The sequence below is a fragment of the Ancylomarina salipaludis genome (genome assembly GCF_004122035.1).
Classification (GTDB): Bacteria; Bacteroidota; Bacteroidia; order Bacteroidales; family Marinifilaceae; genus Ancylomarina; species Ancylomarina salipaludis.
On the sequence record NZ_SAXA01000010.1, the window covers coordinates 1 to 22249 of the forward strand.

General features: G+C 36.2%; 20 protein-coding genes. 19 read left to right on the plus strand and 1 reads right to left on the minus strand.

Annotated features, from left to right (window positions below; genetic code table 11):
• The first annotated feature begins 602 nt into the window (after positions 1 to 602).
• The 10 genes from EO244_RS11370 (at position 603) to EO244_RS11420 (ending at position 11565) form a co-directional block, all read left to right on the plus strand.
• The gene (locus EO244_RS11370; protein ID WP_129254800.1) at positions 603 to 1220 is read left to right on the plus strand and encodes a hypothetical protein; all 618 of its coding nucleotides are present in this window, start codon (positions 603 to 605) and stop codon (positions 1218 to 1220) included.
• A gap of 394 nt (positions 1221 to 1614) precedes the next feature.
• Positions 1615 to 2520 carry a GapS4a family protein gene (gapS4a, locus tag EO244_RS11375; RefSeq protein WP_129254801.1) on the plus strand — a complete coding sequence of 302 codons (906 nt, stop codon included), beginning with the start codon at positions 1615 to 1617 and terminating at the stop codon, positions 2518 to 2520.
• Positions 2521 to 2523: 3 nt separating this feature from the next.
• Positions 2524 to 3657: a GapS4b family protein gene (gene gapS4b, locus EO244_RS11380; protein ID WP_129254802.1), complete on the plus strand. Its 1134-nt coding sequence runs from the start codon at positions 2524 to 2526 to the stop codon at positions 3655 to 3657.
• Positions 3657 to 4703 (plus strand): nucleoid-associated protein, encoded by a 1047-nt coding sequence (locus EO244_RS11385; RefSeq protein WP_129254803.1) that lies wholly within the window; start codon positions 3657 to 3659, stop codon positions 4701 to 4703. Before gapS4b ends, EO244_RS11385 begins: the two co-directional genes overlap by 1 nt.
• Before the next feature lie 609 nt (positions 4704 to 5312).
• Positions 5313 to 5807 carry a VOC family protein gene (locus EO244_RS11390; RefSeq protein WP_129254804.1) on the plus strand — a complete coding sequence of 165 codons (495 nt, stop codon included), beginning with the start codon at positions 5313 to 5315 and terminating at the stop codon, positions 5805 to 5807.
• Between the two features lie 411 nt (positions 5808 to 6218).
• Complete coding sequence (locus tag EO244_RS11395) at positions 6219 to 6884, plus strand: transposase (protein ID WP_129254805.1); 666 nt, start codon at positions 6219 to 6221, stop codon at positions 6882 to 6884.
• A gap of 631 nt (positions 6885 to 7515) precedes the next feature.
• Positions 7516 to 8472, plus strand: a complete 957-nt coding sequence (locus tag EO244_RS11400; protein ID WP_164977477.1) for a succinylglutamate desuccinylase/aspartoacylase family protein — start codon at positions 7516 to 7518, stop codon at positions 8470 to 8472.
• Between the two features lie 150 nt (positions 8473 to 8622).
• Positions 8623 to 9738, plus strand: a complete 1116-nt coding sequence (locus tag EO244_RS11405; protein WP_129254807.1) for a serine hydrolase domain-containing protein — start codon at positions 8623 to 8625, stop codon at positions 9736 to 9738.
• 101 nt (positions 9739 to 9839) lie between these two features.
• A complete protein-coding gene (locus EO244_RS11410) occupies positions 9840 to 10313 on the plus strand; it encodes a transposase (RefSeq protein ID WP_129254808.1) in 474 nt (157 codons plus the stop codon).
• 391 nt (positions 10314 to 10704) lie between these two features.
• On the plus strand, positions 10705 to 11565 hold the full coding sequence (locus EO244_RS11420) for a YkgJ family cysteine cluster protein (RefSeq protein ID WP_129254809.1): 861 nt from the start codon (positions 10705 to 10707) through the stop codon (positions 11563 to 11565).
• 200 nt (positions 11566 to 11765) lie between these two features.
• Here EO244_RS11420 and EO244_RS11425 read toward each other — a convergent pair whose 3' ends face one another.
• On the minus strand, positions 11766 to 12497 hold the full coding sequence (locus EO244_RS11425; protein ID WP_129254810.1) for a hypothetical protein: 732 nt from the start codon (positions 12495 to 12497) through the stop codon (positions 11766 to 11768).
• A gap of 167 nt (positions 12498 to 12664) precedes the next feature.
• Here EO244_RS11425 and EO244_RS11430 point away from each other — a divergent pair, with 167 nt between their 5' ends.
• From EO244_RS11430 to EO244_RS11470, 9 genes are all read left to right on the plus strand, one after another.
• Positions 12665 to 13552: a LysR substrate-binding domain-containing protein gene (locus EO244_RS11430; RefSeq protein WP_129254811.1), complete on the plus strand. Its 888-nt coding sequence runs from the start codon at positions 12665 to 12667 to the stop codon at positions 13550 to 13552.
• 77 nt (positions 13553 to 13629) lie between these two features.
• A complete protein-coding gene (locus EO244_RS11435) occupies positions 13630 to 14559 on the plus strand; it encodes a YeiH family protein (protein WP_129254812.1) in 930 nt (309 codons plus the stop codon).
• Positions 14560 to 14564: 5 nt separating this feature from the next.
• Positions 14565 to 15281: a sulfite exporter TauE/SafE family protein gene (locus EO244_RS11440; RefSeq protein ID WP_129254813.1), complete on the plus strand. Its 717-nt coding sequence runs from the start codon at positions 14565 to 14567 to the stop codon at positions 15279 to 15281.
• 73 nt (positions 15282 to 15354) lie between these two features.
• On the plus strand, positions 15355 to 16008 hold the full coding sequence (locus EO244_RS11445; protein WP_129254814.1) for an HD domain-containing protein: 654 nt from the start codon (positions 15355 to 15357) through the stop codon (positions 16006 to 16008).
• A 66-nt stretch (positions 16009 to 16074) separates the two neighbouring features.
• Positions 16075 to 16608 (plus strand): GNAT family N-acetyltransferase, encoded by a 534-nt coding sequence (locus tag EO244_RS11450; RefSeq protein WP_129254815.1) that lies wholly within the window; start codon positions 16075 to 16077, stop codon positions 16606 to 16608.
• A gap of 106 nt (positions 16609 to 16714) precedes the next feature.
• Positions 16715 to 17212: a CIA30 family protein gene (locus tag EO244_RS11455; RefSeq protein ID WP_206734547.1), complete on the plus strand. Its 498-nt coding sequence runs from the start codon at positions 16715 to 16717 to the stop codon at positions 17210 to 17212.
• A gap of 160 nt (positions 17213 to 17372) precedes the next feature.
• Positions 17373 to 19766, plus strand: coding sequence for an ABC transporter substrate binding protein (locus EO244_RS11460; RefSeq protein WP_129254817.1), 2394 nt, complete (start codon positions 17373 to 17375; stop codon positions 19764 to 19766).
• A 126-nt stretch (positions 19767 to 19892) separates the two neighbouring features.
• A complete protein-coding gene (locus EO244_RS11465) occupies positions 19893 to 21338 on the plus strand; it encodes a sigma-54-dependent transcriptional regulator (RefSeq protein ID WP_129254818.1) in 1446 nt (481 codons plus the stop codon).
• Between the two features lie 319 nt (positions 21339 to 21657).
• Positions 21658 to 22173 carry a hypothetical protein gene (locus EO244_RS11470; protein ID WP_129254819.1) on the plus strand — a complete coding sequence of 172 codons (516 nt, stop codon included), beginning with the start codon at positions 21658 to 21660 and terminating at the stop codon, positions 22171 to 22173.
• Positions 22174 to 22249: the final 76 nt, after the last annotated feature.

Here is a 22249-nt window from a genome sequence, read left to right on the forward strand (position 1 = left end):
GGTACAATACATGTAGAAGACATTCTTCTTTAAATTATTTATCTCCTTTAGAATATGGAAGGCTATTAAATAATGACAAGAGAGCGGCATGACTTAACTTATTGTCCACATTTTTGTTGCAAGTCCACGGGGTGGTGCTTTAGTTATCTAAAAAGAAATCACCTTGCCCGAGTGGTTACCCGATTATTTGGCTGAATTGAAACAAAATAGGGGCAATAAAAAAATTGACCCCAAACCCCTGAAGGGGCTTAAAGTAGACTTGGACTTTTAACAAGAGGCGTAATGTTTCCTCTCCTTTATAAGCAACTCCCTAAGACAAGTTGCGCACCCCTCCTTAACCTAGAATTTGTCTGTATTTAAACTTGACAGATTTGACAGTATGAATCTTAGTTTAGATTTAATACCTTAGTGAAAATTTTCAATATCTCTATAATACATGATATTTAAAATGAATCATAATATAGTATTGTTATCCCTCCAATAGGTCAGGATAACAACAGCTTTTCAGTAGATATATAAGAAATAACAAGTATATGCTTGTTTTAAACAAGTTGTGCGTCATGTGGTGCAACGATGACAACAAGTTTTAATGAAACGATTGAATGAATAACTTTTACGATAAATATGAGTTTTTTCCTCTGACAATTTTAGATAGTCCACTTGAAACTGTGGAATTAGAGATAAAGGAAATATTGAAGAATTGGTGGAAAGATTCAAAAATAGAATTTGGGACTGTAGACTTAGGCAAAATAAACCCTCCTCCAATGCTTACTGCTGGAGGTGCACATTTTCCGAAATTTTTGATATGGGAACCTAAAAATAATCCTAATTCGACAGCCTTCTTTGGTAATTATCAAGACGGATTAAATAGTTTGATTCACGTATGGAATCAACGCTTTGGAAAGAGAGCTGTATCGGTTCGACTTTCAAACGATTCAATATGTGATTATCCTCACCACGAGATAAATGTAAAGACTACTGACAATGAAGAAAGAATCGTTCATACTCATGTGGAATCAAAATGGGAGTTTTTTCAAACTGGACCTGTTCAAGAATTTGAGGATATTGAAAATTATAAAGCAAGGAAAATTAAGGACAGATTAAGTAATGACATTGTAAATAAATATTTAACTAAACTTGGATTCGAAATTAGGGAAGAAGATTTTTATAAATCTAACCAAGAAGGTATTTATTTTGAGAGATTGTCATGGAACAAATAAAAAACACGAACGCACAACAATGTGTATAGCGCATAAGGGTTTCAGAGATTTTCGAGTGGTATCACCCGCATCAAGTTTGGGTGGTAACTTGATAAGTTTGAAGCCCGCAATCCCTTACGACACCATACACTCACCGTTAGCTGCAAGTGAAAAGAACGAAACTGCAACATTGAAACCTGATAATAAAATTTGAAAAAACTGATAGAAAATATTAGCTCTTTGATTGAAGGTTGGTGCAATCAAAAATTAGTTTTTGCCCGCCCGCTTCTGCCCTTCGGGACAGTTGGGGATGCCAACGCACATTGCCCACATTTGTAAATCGCACAAGCCAACACACAAACCAAAATTTGCAAAAGAGCGCAATTAACCTTAACTAAATTAAAACAGATATATTATGGGAGAATATTCAAAACGTATAGGCGAAGTTGGAGAAGCAGTCGTTACTGAGTTTCTTAGCCTTGTTGGATGGGACAATCCAATGCAAAATGATGATATTGCAAGTATTGATACCGAGTTTCGTAAACGAACCAATGGAATCGATGGTTACTATCACTACATTAACCCGATGGTCAGTAATACGATTGAGAATGTTCTCTATTCTGTGAAATATAGTAAAGACCCATATCCTTTATCAAAAATAACAACTCAATTTAAAGAACGCTACTATGAATTAGCTAAAGCAATTGAGTCGTTTAAGAAATCTACATTGAAACAGCAAACTATTGAAATGTATGAAGAAATAGAAAACCATTTTGATAGAGGAATACTTTTTTGGTTGAATAATTCTAACCAAGGTGAGAATGATTTAATTAGTAGATTAAGTAGAGTTGAAGTAAATTCTGGAGTTGAACATGATGGTATTATTTTAGTAGATAATAAAAGAGTTGAATTTATTTATGATTCAATCTGTTTCACATTACTTAAATATCGAGATTATGATATTGAGTTCCTATATTTCTCAAATGGTTTAAATAATGATGAGAGGAATGCACGTAATGGTAAAATAATGCCAGTTCAATATATTAACTCAAGTGTTATTCCTATCAGAGTAAATAGAGGCAGCGAAACAACAGTTTTGCTATTTACCATAGATTATTTCAGTAAAGAAGACTTGATGAAATATATGGGTATTGCAAAAAATATAGGCTGTAATTGTCAGGGTGCAACTCTAATTTGTTTTCCTGATTATATAGAAACAGAACATTTACCAACTGTAAATGTAGTAAAGCGAATTTTTAATGATGATTCCTTTACAGCTAACTTAACTATAGCCAATTATAATAACCCTTTGTTGAAATAAATTATGGAAAAACTAGATGTAAATAAACATATCCCTTTTGGTTTAACTCTTCAAGATGTTTTAAATCATCCATCAATTACAGTTTCTAAGTTACGTAGTTTGCTTAGACAAAAAGGTGTTTTTTTAGAAGATTATTCACCTAATAATTCTTATCCTCTACTTTTATCAATGTTACTTTCACCTTTTGAATTTGAGTTTATTAAGGAGAATATTAGAGGGAAAGAAAAGACACAAAAAATAACATCCCGTCCTCTAGCATGGCACAACAAGGAGAACCTAATTCAAGTTGTTCCTGACAAGATTGATTTAAAAGAAATTCTAAGAGAAGCAGGTTCGCGCCATAAAATAATCTCTCAATCTAATTTTGCACCTGTGGATCATAATCCTAATAAGGTTCGCATGCAGTTCAAGTGTAGAACTAATAATTACAACTCTGGTTGGTATCGTACAACGAATGAATATGAAGGTGAAATTGTTATTGAGAAGGTTCAAGATGATGATAAAACATATTTGCGGATGATTTATACGTCTCCTGAAACTCAGAATATTGCAGATTTAGGAGTAAAATATCTTGCTAAAGTGTTTAAAGAAAAAAAATATACCAAGCCAAACACAGAAGTTGAACGTATTTTATATAATAGTTTCAATAATGAGGAGCGTATAAGTTTCTTTTTGAGTTTAACTGACAGCTCTGACATATTTGATTTTCAACGAGCAACTGATTTAGATATTGCTCCAGATAGGTCTAAGGAAATGCCTGCAGAAGTGAATAAGCTCATGACAGGAAAGGTAAATATTTTGAGAATAAATGGTGAGAATTTACATGAGCATTATTTGATAAAAGAGAAAGACAATCATCAATATATTGAACTTGCAGGTATTGAGGCTGTTTATAATTTTTCTTATCATGCAGCTGAAGGTAATTGTGTTGTATGGTTTGGGTTTGATGGTTATTTTAAAAAGAGGTTAACCAATATTGAATTTTCAATTAATATTACAACGGTCAATCTTAAAAGCGAATATAGTAACGTAAGTAAAGATAAGGTTCGGTTATTCTTACTTCAAGAATTTGAGAAATTCAAAATGGAGAAATACAACTGGCTTAAATATCAAAAAATCAGTAATCAATATATCTAATGACAAACGTAGATTATACAGAAGTAGAAATCAGAAACCTGATAACACATCAAATTGGGAATAAGCTTAGAGATGAGAAAATATCTCTTTCTAAAGAAGAAACTAGTACTGATTTTGAAACGAAGAAACTGCTCTTGAAATATTTCTTAATTCCATTAAAATCAGACGATGTTTATTGTTTTACTCACCCTGTAAACCTGGAAATGAATGATTTATTTCTTGTAATTAGTAATTTATTTGAAAATCAGAATACCTTTTTGACTAGTTCACATGATATTGGTAGATTATTATATGAAGAATCCATGCATCCAAAAATTAAAGAAGGGAAATTAAATATTGTTTATTTCTCAAATGTATTTTTAGATGACGAGGTTGTTGATGCAATTGGAATTTATAAGTCAGAAAAGGATATCCCTTTCATAAGAATGAAGGCAGGTCATTCCAAGTTTGATATTTCGCATGAGTATGGTTTTGACTTAAAAGGGATTGATAAAGGTTGTATTGTTTTTAATTCAAGTAAGGAGAAAGGCTATAAGATACTATTGACTGATAACTCAAATAAAACAGTTGAAGCGCAATATTGGAAGGATGACTTCCTCAAAGTAACTTCAATTAGTAATGAGTACAACCAAACTAACAACTTTCTTGGTTTAACTAAGCAGTTTTTGACAAAGCAATTGACTGATGATGTTGATATCTCAAAATCAGAGCAGATTGATTTACTAAATCGTTCAGTTGAGTATTTTAAAACAAATGAATCATTTATCAAAGAGGATTTTGAAGAAACTGTATTAGGGAATAATGACATTATTGAATCATTTAGAAATTTTGATGAAGGATATAGAGAAAAGCATGATATTCAATTATCGGACAACTTTAATATCTCACCAAAAGCCGTAAAGAAACAGGCTAGAGCATTTAAGCGTGTTTTAAAACTCGATGAAAACTTCGATATATATATAAAAGGGAATAAAGAGTTGATTGAAAAGGGAATTGACGAAAATGGCAGGAAATATTATAAAATTTACTACAATGAAGAGAAATAACCCCCCACACAGTCAAGCACATTTGAAATTCACACAAGCCAACTCACTTCCAAAAATTACAAAAGAGTATGGCTTTGCCGACGCTGATGAACACAGTCAGCATACAACAATATGTATAAAAAATTGCAGAATAGTGCGTTATTAAAGCTTTGTAGCTCGTCTCAAATTCATGTCGATTTGATAAGTTTGAGCTTCGAAGTCGGCAACATTTCATACATTTAACGTTAAAACATATTTTTATGAGTTCATCAATAAAAATCATTTGGATATTCAGTATACTAATTTGGGTAATCATGCTGATCGTATTAACGATTGCATTGACTGATTTAATTCCTGAAAACCCTTTTAGAGAATATAGAATACTTATAGGAATTGGTTTTATAACAATATCTGGATTTATTCGAAACGCTTACAAGAACAGAAAAAGGATACTAAATGTTTAGAATTCTAAGCTGGTGCGCGATTGCATCGCGTTCCCCATTTGAACGGTGTGACGGTTTTATAGGAAAGTGCAACGCAATCGGCTACTATTCTTATATATATATCGTTAAGAATAACGCTAAATGACCTGTATTTTTTTAAGCCATCACAATTGTAACAGAGTTGAAAATGAAATTTATTTGTCCATTAATTACAGTATCAGATATAAAAAGGTCTCGTGATTTTTACGAGAAACTATTAAATCAAAAGGTAAAATATGATTTTGGAGAGAATGTAACGTTTCATGGTGATTTTGCTATTCATTTGAAATCGCACTTCAAGGAATTAATTGATAATAAAGAAATAAAACAGGGAGGCCATAACTTTGAATTGTACTTTGAATTTGATGATATTGAAAAATTAGTCAATACACTGAAAGCAGGGGATGTTGTGTTTGTTCATGAACTAAGAGAACAAGCCTGGAAACAAAAAGTTGTCCGATTCTATGATCCGGATAATCATATCATCGAAGTGGGAGAATCAATGGAGCATCTGGTCTTTAGATTGCAAAAAGAAGGTTTATCAATAGAACAAATATCAAAATTAACAGGAATGTCTGTTGCTTTGGTTAATGATTTGAGTGAGAACGCAAATAGAGCACAAACGACCAATATAGGGGGATAGCGCATGCTGAGGTAAGGCTTGGCTTGATATAGAAGTGAGTATTTGAACGAGAGGACATAAAAGTTGATTAAAAAACAATAAGACTATGAAAAAAATGAAAAGTTATGCAATTCTTCCAATTGTGGCTATATTTTTAATAGCAATGTCAGTAAGTGATAAATTTATGTCTTTACCATATTTACTGAAGACTATATTCGCCTTGACTCTAATACTTATATCTTTGATTTTTTTGATAATTGATTTAAGAAAAAGAAATAGGACTAACTGATTTGCATAGATTTAATTTCAGGATTTTGAATATAGAATAAAAGCACAGCCATAACAAAAGTAAGCGTTGCACAACTCCCTGATATTGCCACAAAAGATAAGCATTTAGAAAATTAGCGTGAATTAGGGTCTGCCTTGTTTTATATGGAAAAATTTGGAGGAAAATATCGAATAGAATCCAACCGGGCTAAATTTTGGGATTATTCATCACCAGCCGATTATTTTATAACGATCTGCGTTTCGGGTCGTGCATGTATACTGGGTGATATCATTGATGGTGAAATGATTTTGTCAGAATATGGTAAAATCGTCGAACGAGAAATACAAAAAATACCTGAATACCATAAACGTGTCATAATGAATGTCTGGACAGTTATGCCCAATCATATCCATCTGCTTGTTTCCCTGGGCGATTATGCTTTCGATAATGGGCTATCAACGATTGATAATGATACCGCCATCGTAAATGATACCGTTAACACCGTAAAGAAAATTCATGAATTTTCTCTGCAGGCATCATCACCCCTATCAGAACAAGACGGGTGGATCAACCCTAATGATCAACCTGATATCAACAACATAAAACAATACCGTAAAGAACGCAGGAGAATGCTAATCCCTAAAATATTGGGTAAATTCAAACAACAAACATCAAAACAGATTAATTGTCTGCGTCATGTATCGGGCATTAAAAATTGGCAATCCGATTATCATGACCACATCATCCGCAATGATGAGGAATATCAACGCATCGAGGCCTATATTATCAACAATCCTAAAAATTGGAAGGTCGATAAATTCAAGGGCTAAAATAATTGGATGAATAAACGGTTAGCTCAAACCTCTTAGAGGCGAATGCTTGCAAAGACTTTAGTCCATTAAGTCAATTCCCAGCTGGTGCGCGATTGCATCGCATTCCCCATTTGAACTGTGTAGCGATTTGGTAGGAAAGAAGGCTACAATTTGCCAACTTGAAAGAGGATGAGCATTTATTAGTAGATAAAATTAGAGGAGCCGTATGATGAGCATTACGAAGTAATCATGAATACCATTTTATAAAATACTCGTGAATAGACTATCACGTACGGTTCTGTGAGAGGCTTAGGGTGAATTGAAAATCGACGAAGTCATACTCACTTTGCCTACTCGATGCGCTATCTGTTACCACAAATTATAAAAGCGAGAAAAACATGAAATACATTTATTGTGGATTTAAAAAATACCACATAATCACAAACTTTTGTAACTTGAATGTAATTCACTAAAATTAAATATTAAGAACTTATATAAAGTTATGGAAGCCGCTTTAGTTTTTAATAAGAAGAAGGATTTTTTGCAAGTTCTTTTGGGTTTTATTTTTGTCAGTTTTTTTTCTAATATTCTCGTCGCCCAAAATAATAAAACATTTACTGTTGGCTCAATCGAAGCTGATCAAGGAGAAATGGCAAAAGGCAGTTTATCTATTGAAAAAGGAATTGACGAAGGTACCTTTATTCCTATTACAATAATCAACGGAGCAAAATCAGGACCGGTATTAACACTGGTTGCCGGGATTCACGGTACTGAATATGTTCCTATAATTACTGCCCAAAAATTAGTAAAAGAAATAACACCGGATGAATTATCGGGAACACTAATTATTGTACATATTGCAAATATACCAGCATTTAGCAGCAGAAGTGATTATTCCAGCCCAATTGATTATAAAAACCTGAACAGGATTTTCCCTGGGAAAATAGATGGAACCGTTTCAGAACGTATTGCTTTTACTCTTTCAAATGAAATTATGAGTAAAAGTGATTATTATATTGACATGCATGGTGGAGAGTTTAATGAACGAATAATAGATTATCTTTATTTTTATTATGGTTGTCCTGATGGTGATTTGTGCAAAAAATCATACCAATTGGCTCATGCCATGGGAAATAAATACTTGTTTCCTGATAAATATAACTCGGTACCTGATTCCTTACCTTCAGGATATTCAGATTTGGAAGCGTTTCGTCGAGGAGTTGCATCAATTACTTTAGAATGGGGAGACCAGGGAGCTGTTAAGCCTGAAGAAATAGACAAGGCTCTAAAAGGAATAAAGAATGTAATGAAAACAATAGGGATGCTTGAAGGAAAACCATTTATTAATGAAAATCCAGTATATCTGATAAATGAAAAATTGGTAAACAGCAATTATGATGGAATTTTATTCACGTTTGTTGATAGAGCCCAATATATTACAAAAGGTACATTAATAGGTTACACAACTGACTATTGGGGGAATGTCTTAGAGGAATACCATTCACCAATAAGCGGGATAGTAGTTGTTGTTAAAATTTGTCCTTCAATTAACAAAGGAGAAAGTGTTTTTCGTATTGCTGAACCAGTTGATGAATACAAAGAATGAATAAATAACTTGTGGTAACAAATTGTATATGGCAGGCGGGGGTTTTAGCGGTCTGACAGGATTTCTGTTGGAAATCTCGCCCGACCACATACAAGTGATCGTTGTATACCATATTATTTAAAGATATCATATTAACTAAACGTTACAGAGATGAAAACAATATTAACAGGAGCAGCCTTTTTTTTATTGATTATCACATCGTATTGTCAAACAATTGAACAACAATTTCAGAAAACAATCGATTCGATTTACAATGCGAATCCTGATGTGATCGGCTATATTGTTGCGATTGAAGCACCTGATCGTAATATTTCTTGGACTGGAGCAATCGGGTATTCAAGCAAGGATAGTTTACACAAACTCGACCCATACCAACCGGTATTAATTGCCAGCAATATTAAAACTTATGTCGCTGCTACAATTCTAAGACTTGTGGAAGAACAAAAGATAGATATTCAACAGCCAATTAAAGAACTGCTTACCCAGAAAACAAGGAAGTTATTCGAGTCGGATGGATATGTATTGGACTCCATCAAAGTAGTACACTTGTTATCTCACAAAAGTGGGATTGGTAATTACGGTAATGACGAATACTATAAATTTGTTTCAGAAAATCCAGAACATAGATGGACCCGAAATGAGCAATTGGAGCGCACAATTACTGTGAGCGATCCTCTCTGTAAATCTGGAATGAGCTATCATTACTCAGATGTAAACTACTTATTGCTGACCGAGATAATCGAACGACTAACCGATCAACCATTTTATGCTGCAATGCGAGAATTGCTAATGTATAAGGAATTTGGCCTTGATGATACATGGCTGGTTACACTTGAAGATAAGCCGTCCAGTTGTAAACCATTGGCACATCAGTATTTCAGCTCGGCTAGCTGGGATTCTTATAAAATTGATCCTTCTTGGGATTTGTATGGTGGAGGTGGAATAGCCTGCACAATGGAAGATATGGCAAAGTTTATATCGAATCTGCATAATCAGAAGATCGTAAAAGATCCCGCAGTTCTGGACTTGATCTTCACACGAATTGAAACTATGGACAGTACTGGAAACAATTACTGTTTAGGTATACAGGAATATACTGTTGAGGGCACGAAAGGTTTTGGACATGGGGGTGCCTGGGGTACCTTTAATATTTATTTTCCTGAGTTAAATACTACAATTGCGCTCTGTCCATTAGAAGCGGAAAAACGGAATCTCAATGGTGATGTGATCGCAGAAATAATAAATCTATTAACATCCAAAGAATAAACGGCATACTACAATGGTAATCGTTGCACAACTCCCTAATATTGCTACAAAAGAGAATCATTTAGAAAATTAGCGTGAATTAGGGTCCGCCTTGTTTTAATATGGAAAAATTTGGAGGGAAATATCGAATAGAATCCAATCGGGCTAAATTTTGGGATTATTCATCACCAGCCGATTATTTTATAACGATCTGCGTTTCGGGTCGTGAATGTATACTGGGTGATATCATTGATGGTGAGATGATTTTGTCTGAATATGGTAAGATCGTTGAAACGGAAATAAAAAAAATACCAGAATACCATAAACGTGTCATTATGAATGTTTGGACAGTCATGCCCAATCATATCCATCTGCTTGTTTCCTTGGGCGATTATGCTTTCGATAATGGACTATCAACAATTGATAATGATACCGTAAAGAAAATTCATGAATTTTCTCTGCAGGCCTCACCACAATTACCACAACAACGCTGGTGGATCAACCCTAAATATCAACCCAACATCAATGAAATAAAACAATACCGTAAAGAACGCAGGAGAATGCTAATCCCTAAAATATTGGGCAAATTCAAATAACAAACATCAAAACAGATTAATACTCTGCGGCATGTATCGGGTATTAAAAACTGGCAATCCGATTATCATGACCACATCATCCGCAATGATGAAGAATATCAGCGCATCGAGGCCTATATTATCAACAATCCTAAAAATTGGAAGGGCGATAAATTCAAGGGCTAAAACAATTGAATGAATACACAGTCATCTCAAATCTCTTAGGTGCGAATGCTTGCAAAGACTTTAGTCCATTAAGCCAATTCGTGCGAATTTCGTGAAAAACAACAAATGTCATTTTATGGAATTTGATAGCTTTGTGCTTTTAAATCATCTTTAAACAATTTGGCAACTGATATTGAGCTGAGTTGTTGGATGTATCACCTGTCATATCAAGAATGAAGCCATAATAATGCAAACACACACACTGAATCTTCAAGATATATTGCCTTTAAGCTGTTCGCGAACGGGTTATTGCTGCTTTGGAAAAATTATTTACATTAATCCGTGGGAGCTGCTCAGTCTTGCCAACGAGAAGAAAATTACGGCAAGGAAATTCCGCGATCTTTATAGCGATTTTGGAGGAATTCGTTTACGCTTCGACGGCAAAACAGGCTTCAATAATCAACAGGCTTGTTCTCAATATGTCGATAATTTTGGATGTAGTGTTCATGGGGGGCGTCCACTTGCTTGTCGCTTATATCCACTGGGTAGGCAGGTACAAAGCGATGACGTTCATTATATGTATCAGGGAGATGAATTTCCTTGTTTGGAGGCATGCTCGGGAGTATTGGAATTAGCTCAGTTTCGTGTCGGTGAATATCTTAAAGGGCAGATGACCGATAAGTTCGAAAAGGCTCAGGATGGCTATTTGGAACTGATGCAAAATATAGCAGATATCGCATTTGAATTATTCCTTGATACGGGTTTGGCTGAATCGGGAGACAGGAAAACATTGGCACTGTGGAGAAAGATGGGGAATGAGCTCCCGGAAGTATTGGCAGAGAGGATAGGACCTGAGTGGGTCGATTGTTTGATGATACCAGATATCTCGGATGATGATCCGCTTGCCTTTGTTGCCAAGCATAATGACTTGATTCTATTAAAGGCACAAGAAAAATTCGGAGCCTTGACTACAAATCAGGAATTACATGAAGCGTCTGTATTAATGATGGGCCTTGCATTACATCTGGCTCGTGGCTTGGGTGCAAATCCCAAAGAGCTTGCTGAACTTTGGATAGATACGGCAAAGAGGCATGGTGGACAGGAATAATTTTCCTGTGATCGGGAGCCGATGATTAGAAAAAAACAAGGAAACCCACAGATTAAACAGATGACACAAATCTAATTGGTGTCAGTTTGAGAAATTTAATCGCAAGCGCATTGACGACTTGGGGTTTAAACAGATTCCATCTCATTTTAAAGATAATTTTGAAATGAGATGGGTGTTTGGGATAATCCGTCTGAAAAGTTTTAAACCTGTGCTTTCCGGGTACGTTTTCTCAGTTTAAAAAGCCGATCGGTGTAGTAGGCCTTGAGTTCCTCGGCAAAGAGCATGGGGTTTTCGTAATCTTTTAGCACCCTGTAGGTTTGCCTGTTTTTAGCCTGTGCCAATTTCTTTTCGAGGGCTTCCTTTTCCAGTTGCAGATAGTGATCTTCTATGGCAGAATTGGTGACCTTACTGTTTATCTTGCTGGTTTGCAATAAGGCATTCCCCGAGAAAATATGAGAATGGAAGGCTTGTAGCTCTCTTAAGCTGCCCGATTTGTAAATGTCAATCAGTTTGCCCGTTATCTCTGTTGCCAAATCAATCTGATCGTCATTTGTCGAGAATTTATCGGGGTGTACATGAAGCATGGCCTCACGGTACAGTCGTTTCTTCTCTTTTTCAATTTCTATCGATTGGCTTGTTTCTAATTTTTGTTTGGGAATTGTTTTTAAGCCTTGAGGTTCTTTATAATTCTTACCTCGTTTTTTCTGTTCCAGACGTTTTTCTTTTTTCGCCTTCTGCATTCGTCTGTACAAGTCGCTGAGTTCCTGTTCCTCAATAATCAGATCGATAAGAATGGCACGTAGCTTGGCTTCAAAGGCTAATGTTTCCTGTTCAACCCGCATCAATTCCTCACTTAAAGCCTGAATTTCTGCTTTAAGCCTGGCTTGCTCTTGTAGCTTATGTTGACGATCGGGATAATTTTGCTTGTTCATGAATATTGTTGTAAGGCTGCAAAGTTGAGCAAAATAAATCGAGATACGCATTCGATTAAAGGAAATTAACAAACAAGGCTTTTGTTTCATAGAAGGTATCGATTGATTCAACAGATTTTTTAATAAGTTTGAATTGATATTGTGTTTCAATTCTGATGTGAGAAATTATGGATTACAGAGATGAGGTTTTTTTATCGGTTGCAGAAAACTTAAGTTTTTCGAAGGCTGCAGAAGATTTGTTTATCAGCCAACCCGCTGTAACCAAGCATATCAAAGAGTTGGAAGCCAGGTTGAATATGGCCCTGTTCGAACGAAGAGGGAATAAGGTGTATCTGACCAAGGCAGGCAAGCTCACCTACAGCTATCTGAATCGAATTAAGCAGGAATACCGCGAGATGGAATTCGAGTTGGGGAGGCTGAATGATACTTTTAAAGGCACACTGCGCATAGGTGCCAGTTCAACCATTTCGCAATACATTATACCCAGGGTGATTGCTGCATTTCACAAACGCTATCCAAAAATTGAGCTCTATTTGCTCAATGGCAATTCCTTTGAGATGGAGCAAAAACTGTTTGACAATGAGATTGATTTGGCCCTGGTTGAGAATGCATCCTCTCAGGCCAGTATTAAATATATCGATTTTTTAGACGATGAGATTGTGGTTGTCACCGGGAGTCAGAGCGTTTATTCGAAACAGAAATTGATTTCAGTTGCCGATTTTATGACGCTTCCCATTGTCCTTCGCGAGAAGGGGTCCGGAACCCTTGAGGTGATTCAGAAAGCCCTGTCAAAACACCATATTCATCTGGATAAATTGAATATTCTCATTCATCTGGGAAGTACCGAAGCCATAAAGAATTTTCTGTGCGATTTTGATGGCATTGCCCTGGTTTCGGAAAAATCGATTGAAAAAGAATTGCAACTGAAAGAAATAACAAAGCTTAGCCTAAATAGCATCCGTTTGAATAGAAAGTTCAGGATGGCCCTACTGCAAGGCCACGAGGTTTCATCGACGAAATTATTTATAGAATTCCTTTCGGCTTATAACTTTTAGTTATTAGCTATAAGAATTGAGTATTTGCTTTGGTTATAGCTTGGGTGTAAGTTTGTCTTAAAATATAGAAGACAAACATGAAACTAAATCAAAGACATATCAGAACACTTTACGGCATTATCCTTTTTCTCTGTTTTATGCCATTTATCTCTCCGGCTATAGCTTTAGGCTTGGGAATTATGCTTTCATTTTTGGGTTTAAAATATGAGAATGCGGCAAAGTATACGGCTTTTTCATTGCAAGCTTCAATTGTACTGATGGGTTTTGGGATGAATCTCACTCAAATTATAAACACATCACGACTTGGTTTTGCGGATACTGCCATCTCGGTTGTATTTGTGATGACTTGTGGTTTAGTATTGGGGAAACTTCTTAAGATTGATTCAAAAATTAGTCTTTTAATTTCTGCCGGAACGGCAATTTGCGGCGGCAGTGCTATTGCTGCTGTTGCTCCGGTTATTCGGGCTAAAAATGCTCAGATTTCTTTTGCTTTGGTTGTGGTATTTATTCTCAATGCCATTGCCTTGCTCATATTTCCGGGCATTGGACACTATTTTAATCTGAGTCAGGAAACCTTTGGTTACTGGGCAGCTATTGCGATTCACGATACCAGTTCGGTAGTTGGTGCAGGTGCCACCTATGGTGCCAAAGCACTCGAAGTTGCAACCACCGTAAAATTGATAAGAGCTTTATGGATTATTCCTTTATCTCTATTGATTGCTTTCTCGCAAAAGGATAAAATTAAGGGAAAATTAAAATTCCCATGGTTTATTGCTTTGTTTATAATGAGTATATTTCTAGCCTATTGGCTGCCTGATTTTGCAAAAACCTTCTCTCATTTGCATTGGTTAGGTCAGCGGGGAATGGTGCTTGCCCTATTTTTGATAGGTTCCAATATTTCATTTTCGGAAGCCAAAAAAGCAGGGGCTAAAAGTTTTGTGCTGGGAATTTTACTTTGGTTATTAATAGGATTCGGTTCATTTATTATGCTTACATCTAAATTCTAAATGCGATGCTTTATTTTTGGATTATACTGATTGTATCAGTGGCAAGTTTGGTTAAGGGGATTACGGGTTTTGGTTTTGCTTTGGTGGCTCTGCCGCCATTAATGATTTGGTATTCCCCAAAGGAGTTAATTCCGGTATTAATTCTTTGCAGTCTGTTTTCCTCCCTTATTATCGTTTTGCAAAAAAAAGATAGAAAACTCGTGAACAAAGCGTTTCAGGTCCTGATTGTTTATGGTGCTTTATTCACGATTTTTGGGGTATTCATGCTCAAGTACATTTCGGAGCACACACTTATAATTGTGATGAGTGTTTTTTTCATTTTGTTATCGATACTGACTTTGTTAGGTGTCAAATACACCCTCAAATTATCGCGCCTATCGTATAAAATAATGGGGGCATTCCTGGGTTTCTTAACGGGAAGTATATCCGTTAGCGGACCGCCTCTGGCTCTCTTTCTGCATTCGGCTAATGTAGATAATCAGGAATTCCGCGAAATTTTTTCATGGTTTAGTATTGTAACGGCATGTATTGCTCTTGTGGGGTATTATTTTGTGGGACTTTTAACAATGACAACTGTTAAAATGACACTTATATTTATTCCGATACTCTATCTGGGCTCGTATTTAGGTAAAAGATTAAATTATCGAATTTCACCTGTTTTGTTTAAAAATATGAGTGTGATTATTACGCTGCTTTCGAGCCTGTTTTTAATCTTAAAATGATTCTTAAATTTTGTGATAAAATGCGGACTTTCTGTTTAAATTTAGGATCTTATTATAAACAGAAGACGCATAAATGAATCAAGATAAAATAATAGAAAAAACCGTTGAATTTGTAAAGGCGGTTTTAGCTGATGCTGAGGGCGGACACGATTGGTGGCATATTTACCGGGTGTGGAAATCAACTAAACGAATCGCACAATTCGAACAAGTAGACTTATTTGTGGTTGAGCTGGGTGCCTTGCTTCACGATATTGCCGACTCGAAGTTTCATGGCGGAGATGAATCAGTCGGTCCTCAAAAGGCACGCGCTTTTTTACAGTCTTTGCATGTGGATGAGGATGTGATTGTTCATATCGAAAATATCATCTCGAATATCTCATTCAAAGGGGGGAATCAGGAACAACCGTTTAAGTCTGCTGAGCTGGATGTTGTTCAGGATGCCGATCGTTTGGATGCTTTGGGAGCCATTGGTATTGCACGAACCTTTAATTATGGCGGCCATAAAAACAGGGAGATCTACAACCCCGAAATAAAGCCCAATTTAAAAATGACCAAGGAGGAGTATAAAAGAAGTATGGCTCCAACACTAAATCATTTTTACGAAAAATTACTGCTGTTAAAAGATAGAATGAACACTGAAGCCGGAAGGAGAATGGCCGAACAACGACATGCCTTTATGGAGACCTATTTGGAACAATTTTATCAGGAATGGGAAGGTGTTTTGTAAGTTCCGTTTTTTAGATAAAGCAATTTACCAAAGCTTAATAGTAATAAGTCAGTTGACTGATAACTTATGGAACAGATTAGATTAACAGATATAAGTCAGCCCTGGTTTGATAGGGCCTGGGCATTGTATAAGGAGGCTTTTCCTTTGAATGAGAGGCGTCTGCTTAAAAGTCAGACCTCTATAATGTGTCATCCCAATTATCATTTTGAAGTGATTTTACAGGATGCTTGTTTTCTGGGGATATTATTTTGGTGGGGATTTGATGATTTAAGATTTATCGAGCACTTTGCCATATTACCGGAGTGCAGGCAAAAAGGATATGGCGAGAGACTCTTGGAGGGATTCAAACAAAACGATTCGAGACCTGTAATCCTGGAAGTCGAACGTCCCACTGGTGAGATTGAGCAAAGGCGTATCCAGTTTTACGAACGTCTGGGTTTTGTTTTAAACCAGCATTATTACGAACAGCCTGCCTATCAGGAAGAAGGACAGCCAATGCAACTGCTGCTGATGTCTTACCCTTTGGGGATTTCAGATGAGGATATGGCCCATTTTATTAAGGATTATCACCCGATTATTTATGGACTTAAGTTGAATTGAAAGTGAGGCTTAATAATGGTCTTAGTTTATTGTATCTGTCTGTTTTTTTTTGATTGAAAAGGGTTAACTTAAGAAGATGAAAGTCTTATCTCTTATAATTTGTATCATGATCGTGAATAATTTGATTCTTTTTGATTTTAACAAAGATAGCACACTTGCCAACTGGCATGTTGTGAACGATGGGGTAATGGGGGGGAACTCCGAAGCTCAATTTGGAATTAACTCAGAAGGGCATGCTGTTTTTTCAGGAGAGGTCTCTCTCGAAAACAATGGTGGTTTTACCTCTGTGCGTTATCGTTTTACACCAATAGATGTCAGAAGCCATCAAAAAGTAGTCCTGAGAATCAAGGGAGATGGTAAGACCTATCAATTCAGACTTAAATCAAGTTTGAATGATGCTCACTCTTATGCCAAACTTTTTACAACAACAGGCAAGTGGCAAACTATCGAAATTCATTTTGCTGATATGCATCCCCGCTTCAGAGGGAGAGTATTAAATAGCCCGAATTACCCGGGAGAAAGCCTGTGTGAAATTGCTTTCCTGATAGCCAATAAAAAGGCAGAAACCTTTTGCCTGGAGATAGATGAAATTAGTTTAAACTGATAGCCTTCTCCCCTTTATTTATGGGCTGTTTGCTTGCATTTGTGCAATCATTTTAGCCGTAATCTGTATTATTTTTAAAAGAATCATAAATTAGAACAGCATAAGATTGGCAAAATTCCTATTTTAGACTTCTTAATTCCCCAATTCTAAAATTTTACTTATGAAGTTGATACGCTATATTGTCTTCCTTTGCTTTTTATTTTTATCTCTTCAATCCTTTTCTTCAGTTAGGAAAAAAATACTGGTGCTGCATTCTTATCACCAGGGTTTGCGGTGGACTGATAATGTCAATTCCGGAATTAAGACTGTTTTGGATTCTTTGGGAAATCAGTTTGAACTGGATTATGAATATCTCGATACCAAAAGGAATCCCTCCCTCGAATATCTGAATAAGATTACCGAACTCTATGATCTGAAACTTTTAAAGGAAAAATACGATGTCATTATTGTTTCAGATAATAATGCTTTATCCTTTGTTAAAGATCATCGTGAAAAATATTTTCAGAATACCCCCATCATTTTTTGTGGAATTAATCATTTTGCAGATGAAATGATTGCAGGAATGAAGAACATAACAGGTATTGCTGAAGCTATTGATTTGGAAAGTACTGTCAATTTGGTCTTAAGTACAAGACCAGGCACGAAACATCTTCTTGTTATTAACGATGATAAAACAACAACAGCAAAGTTGAATAAACTGTTAATGGGCGATCTTGAAGCTAAGTATAAGGCTAGACTTGATTTTATTTATTATGAGAATGAAAGTCTTAACGAACTGGTTAATAAGGTTGAGCAAGTACAGGGTGATACTTCAATTTTGCTATTGACTTTCAACAAAGATAAAGATGGAAAGTTTGTTAGTTTTCAGGATAATTTAGATCTGATAGTGCCTCGTAGTAAAGTACCTGTTTATATTGCATGGGCTTTTTTTATATCCGATGGTGTTTTGGGTGGAAAAGTGGTTAGTGGAAAACTCCACGGGCAAATGGCGGCCCAAATGGTTCTCAAAGTTCTTGCAGGAACACCAGTTGATTCAATCCCGATTTATCGGAAACCACTTGATGAGTATGTGGCAAATTATAATGAACTCAAACGGTTTGGAATAAATGAGGCTGTACTTCCTGCTGAGACACATATCGTTAATAAACCTCAATCTTTTTACAGTGATAATAAGGAATGGATTCAGATCGTGTTTGGAATTCTCCTTATTGCAACAGCTATAATTCTGGTTCTTGCTCAGGCGATTGTACGAAGAGTTAGGGCAGAAAAAGCTTTGTTGAGAGAGCAGGGGCGACTGAAGATATCGGTTATGCACGAGCGTTTAATGGCTAAAATTGGACGTTTATTAAATGCTGCTGAGGATTTTAAAAATGTGTTGGATGATGTTTTAAAACTGATGACGGATGAAATGAATGTAGCACGGGTCAGTCTTTATTCTTTTAACGATTCATCAGATGCCGCTGTGAAAATTAAGAGTCGGTTTTTAACTAAGGGGGATGTTATTAAGGATGTTGATCGCTTTCATTTTTCAGAAATCGAACATGCTATTAATCGTGTGAAGATGAATTTGAGCGTTGTTTCGACAGATTTATCAAATTTAAATGAAAAAGAACAGGCGTATTACAGAAAAAGAAATATCAAGGCCGTTGTGCTTTTACCTGTTGTGGTTGGGAATGAAGTCTTAGGTTTGATGGGTTTTTCACAAAATGAGGTTCATAAATGGACGCGTGATGAAATAGGTGTTTTCTTTTCAACGGTGAATATGATAGCGAATGCCTGGGAGCGCAATTCATTAATGAATGCCAGACTTGAGGCTGAACAGAAGAATGTTGAAGCCATGAGAATGTTGGAGGAATCGTCTCTTTTGGCTTCAATAGGGGTTTTGTCTGCGGGAATTACCCATGAAATTAATCAACCCTTAAATGCCATAAAAATATCCGCAGATAGTATTTTGTATTGGCAGAAGAGAAATCCAGGTGAATTGCCTGAAATGTTTGTTCGGAAAATCAATACAATTTCGGAAGAAACATCGAGGATTGACGCCATTATAAAGCATATGCGAACTTTCTATGATAAACCCAATGTGGTAAAGGATGAGTTTGTTGATATGGTAGAAGGTGTGAGACGTTCTTTGTCATTGGTGAAACGCCAGGTTTGTGATCATAGCATAAAATTGGTGGATGAATTGCCCCAAAGGTCTGTGTTGATTACTGCAAATTACGTTCAGTTTGAACAAATTGTTGTGAATTTAATTGTTAATGCGATTCAATCTTTGGATCAGGTTCAGAAAGAGGATAAAAAAATCAGACTTGTTGTTTATCAGGATGCCAAGCATGGTGTTTTGGAAATTCATGATAATGGGACAGGAATTGATCACTCAATTCGTGAGAAGATATACGATCCCTTGTTTACAACAAAAGGATCAACTGAAGGAAGTGGCCTGGGTATGGCAATTGTTAAGTTGTTTATTGATCGCTTTCAAGCAGAGATATCTGATTATAATAATGACGAAGGAGGGGCTAGTTTTATTTTGCGATTTAAATTAAAAGATTAAAAAGAGATTGGTATTTTAGGCTGAGAATCTGATGGGAGCAAGTAAACTTGTATATTTGCTTACTCTTAGTCTTGGCATAGAAGTTAGCCGGATAACGGTGTGAAAATGACATGAAATAATAGCCATATGAATATTCTTATTGTTGATGACGATACATCCAGTGGATCTGCAGTCGCAGAATTTATTGACGAGCAGTTGGGTTACAAAACAAAACTTTGCCACAATGGGGAAGAGGCTTTGCTTGCTTTAAAAGAGGGTGATTTTCAAATGGTCATCTCGGATATGAGGATGCCAGGGATTTCAGGTTTGGATCTTCTGAAAAGAATTAAACAACTCCCCAATGGTTCGGCAATCGAAGTGGTGATAATGACGGGTTTTGGTGATCTGGACACCTCGATTGAGGCTTTGCGTAGCAATGCTTATGATTACCTGCTTAAGCCTGTTAATGTTGAGGAATTAGCGATTCTTATCGAACGTGTTGTTGAGAGCATTCAATTAAAAGCAGAAAAATCCGATTTAAATCAGCATTCCAATGCAGCTGTTTCAACCACAAAGAGCGAAGAAAGTGAACGCGTGAAATACTATGAAACCACAATTCGCGATATCACCAGTGTGGGTAAAGTGGGTGTGTTTTCTGATGCCATGCGTAGTGTGGTGAAAATGGCGGAACAATTTCATGAGGACAGAACAGTTCCTGTTTTGATTGAAGGAGAAACCGGTACTGGGAAAGAAGTTATGGCGCGTTTGGTTCATTTCGGACAGGAAAGCGATATTCTTCAGCCTTTTATTTCAATCAACTGTTCAGCCATATCACCTACATTGTTCGAAAGTGAACTGTTTGGATATGAAACTGGGGCTTTTACCGGCGCTCGAAAAGAAGGAAAGCTCGGGAAATTGGAATTGGCACAAGGCGGAACCCTGTTTTTGGATGAGATAGGAGAGATGCCTTTGGATATGCAACCCAAATTGTTGCGTGTGTTACAACAAAAGGAAATGTATCGCGTGGGGGGAAACAAAGCCATTAGTTTGGATGTGAGGGTGATCTTCGCTACAAATAGAAATCTGAAGCAGATGGTGGCCGAAAAAACATTCCGTAGTGATCTTTATTATCGTTTGAATACAGGCAGATTGTATATTCCACCTTTGAGAGAACGCAAAGAGGCCATTTTATCCTTTTCACAAGTCTTTCTGGATCAGTATTCAAAAAAACGCGGACGTCGATTTCGCTTTATCAGTAAGGATGCAAAAAAGATGTTACAGGAATACGATTGGCCTGGAAATATCAGAGAGCTTAAGAATTCGATAGAAAGGGCAACCCTACTGTTCAACGATTTGGAGTTGAAACCTGAACATCTGCGTTTTTTGCAGGCGGATGACAGTGATTTTATAAGTTCTGAACAAGTTTTGGTTCCTGGTAGAATTGTTCTACCTGATGATGAGCTGGATATCGAGCAGTTGGAGTTGGAAATTGTCAGGAAAGCCTTAAAAAAGTTTGATAATAATAAGTCTAAGACCGCTGATTATTTGTGTATTACAAGAAGTGCGCTTCGGAGCAGAATGAATAAACTTTAGATAATCTAAAGGTATTCTTTTAATAGCCTTAGGAAAATATCAAAGTATTTGTATAAAAGCCAATCTCATATGTTAATATGCATATGGGCTTGGCTTTTGTTGTGTGCAATTTGGAACACCTGTTCGTTTTCGAAAAAGGGGTTTGATTGATTGTGCAGAATTGAACATCTTAGTTTTTGCTTTCATAATCGATTTGTGTTTTGTAAGTATCTTGTAATTAGAGAGTAGTGGTTTGTTGTGTCTGTTTGAGCTTTATATTAGATCTTTGGCATTTCTTTTGTCTTCCACTAAACCAAGTCTCACCTAAATTTAAATGGATATGGATGTCATTACGGAAAAACAATTGAAAAAAAATGTTTGCGGCGATCAAAATGGAAGTCTTTTGGATTTATTTCTGATGAACTCAAAGAGTTTGGGGCACGATTCCTTGAAAGTTGATCGTAACTTGTTTCTTGAAGCGGCAAGCAAACCCAATGTTGAGTTTGAATTTGTTCGATTAAAGAGTTTTGATCTCAATAAAGCATCTTTAAATAAAGGGGATTCTAAGAATGCGATACTGGAGGCCGATTTTGGGATTGCTGATTCCGGGAAATTGCTTGTCGATACAGAAGATTCCGATGTTTTAGTAAATTTGCTTTTGGCTGAATCCTTGCATATTATTCTTCCGTCCAGTAAGATCCGTTATTCGATGACAGAACACGAACTTAAGGCTGGAAGGCCGGTTGTGGATTTGTTTCGGGGTATTGCTAGCCATACTGCCACATCTTATAATAATGAACTGTGTTTCTCTTCAGATAATCTTCAAACCATCGTTTATATCATTGAAGATCTTTAATTGTCCTAAACAATGATGTATTTCAAAAAACCTCTTATAAAGAGGTTTTTTTTATTCTGACAACTGACCTTGGCTA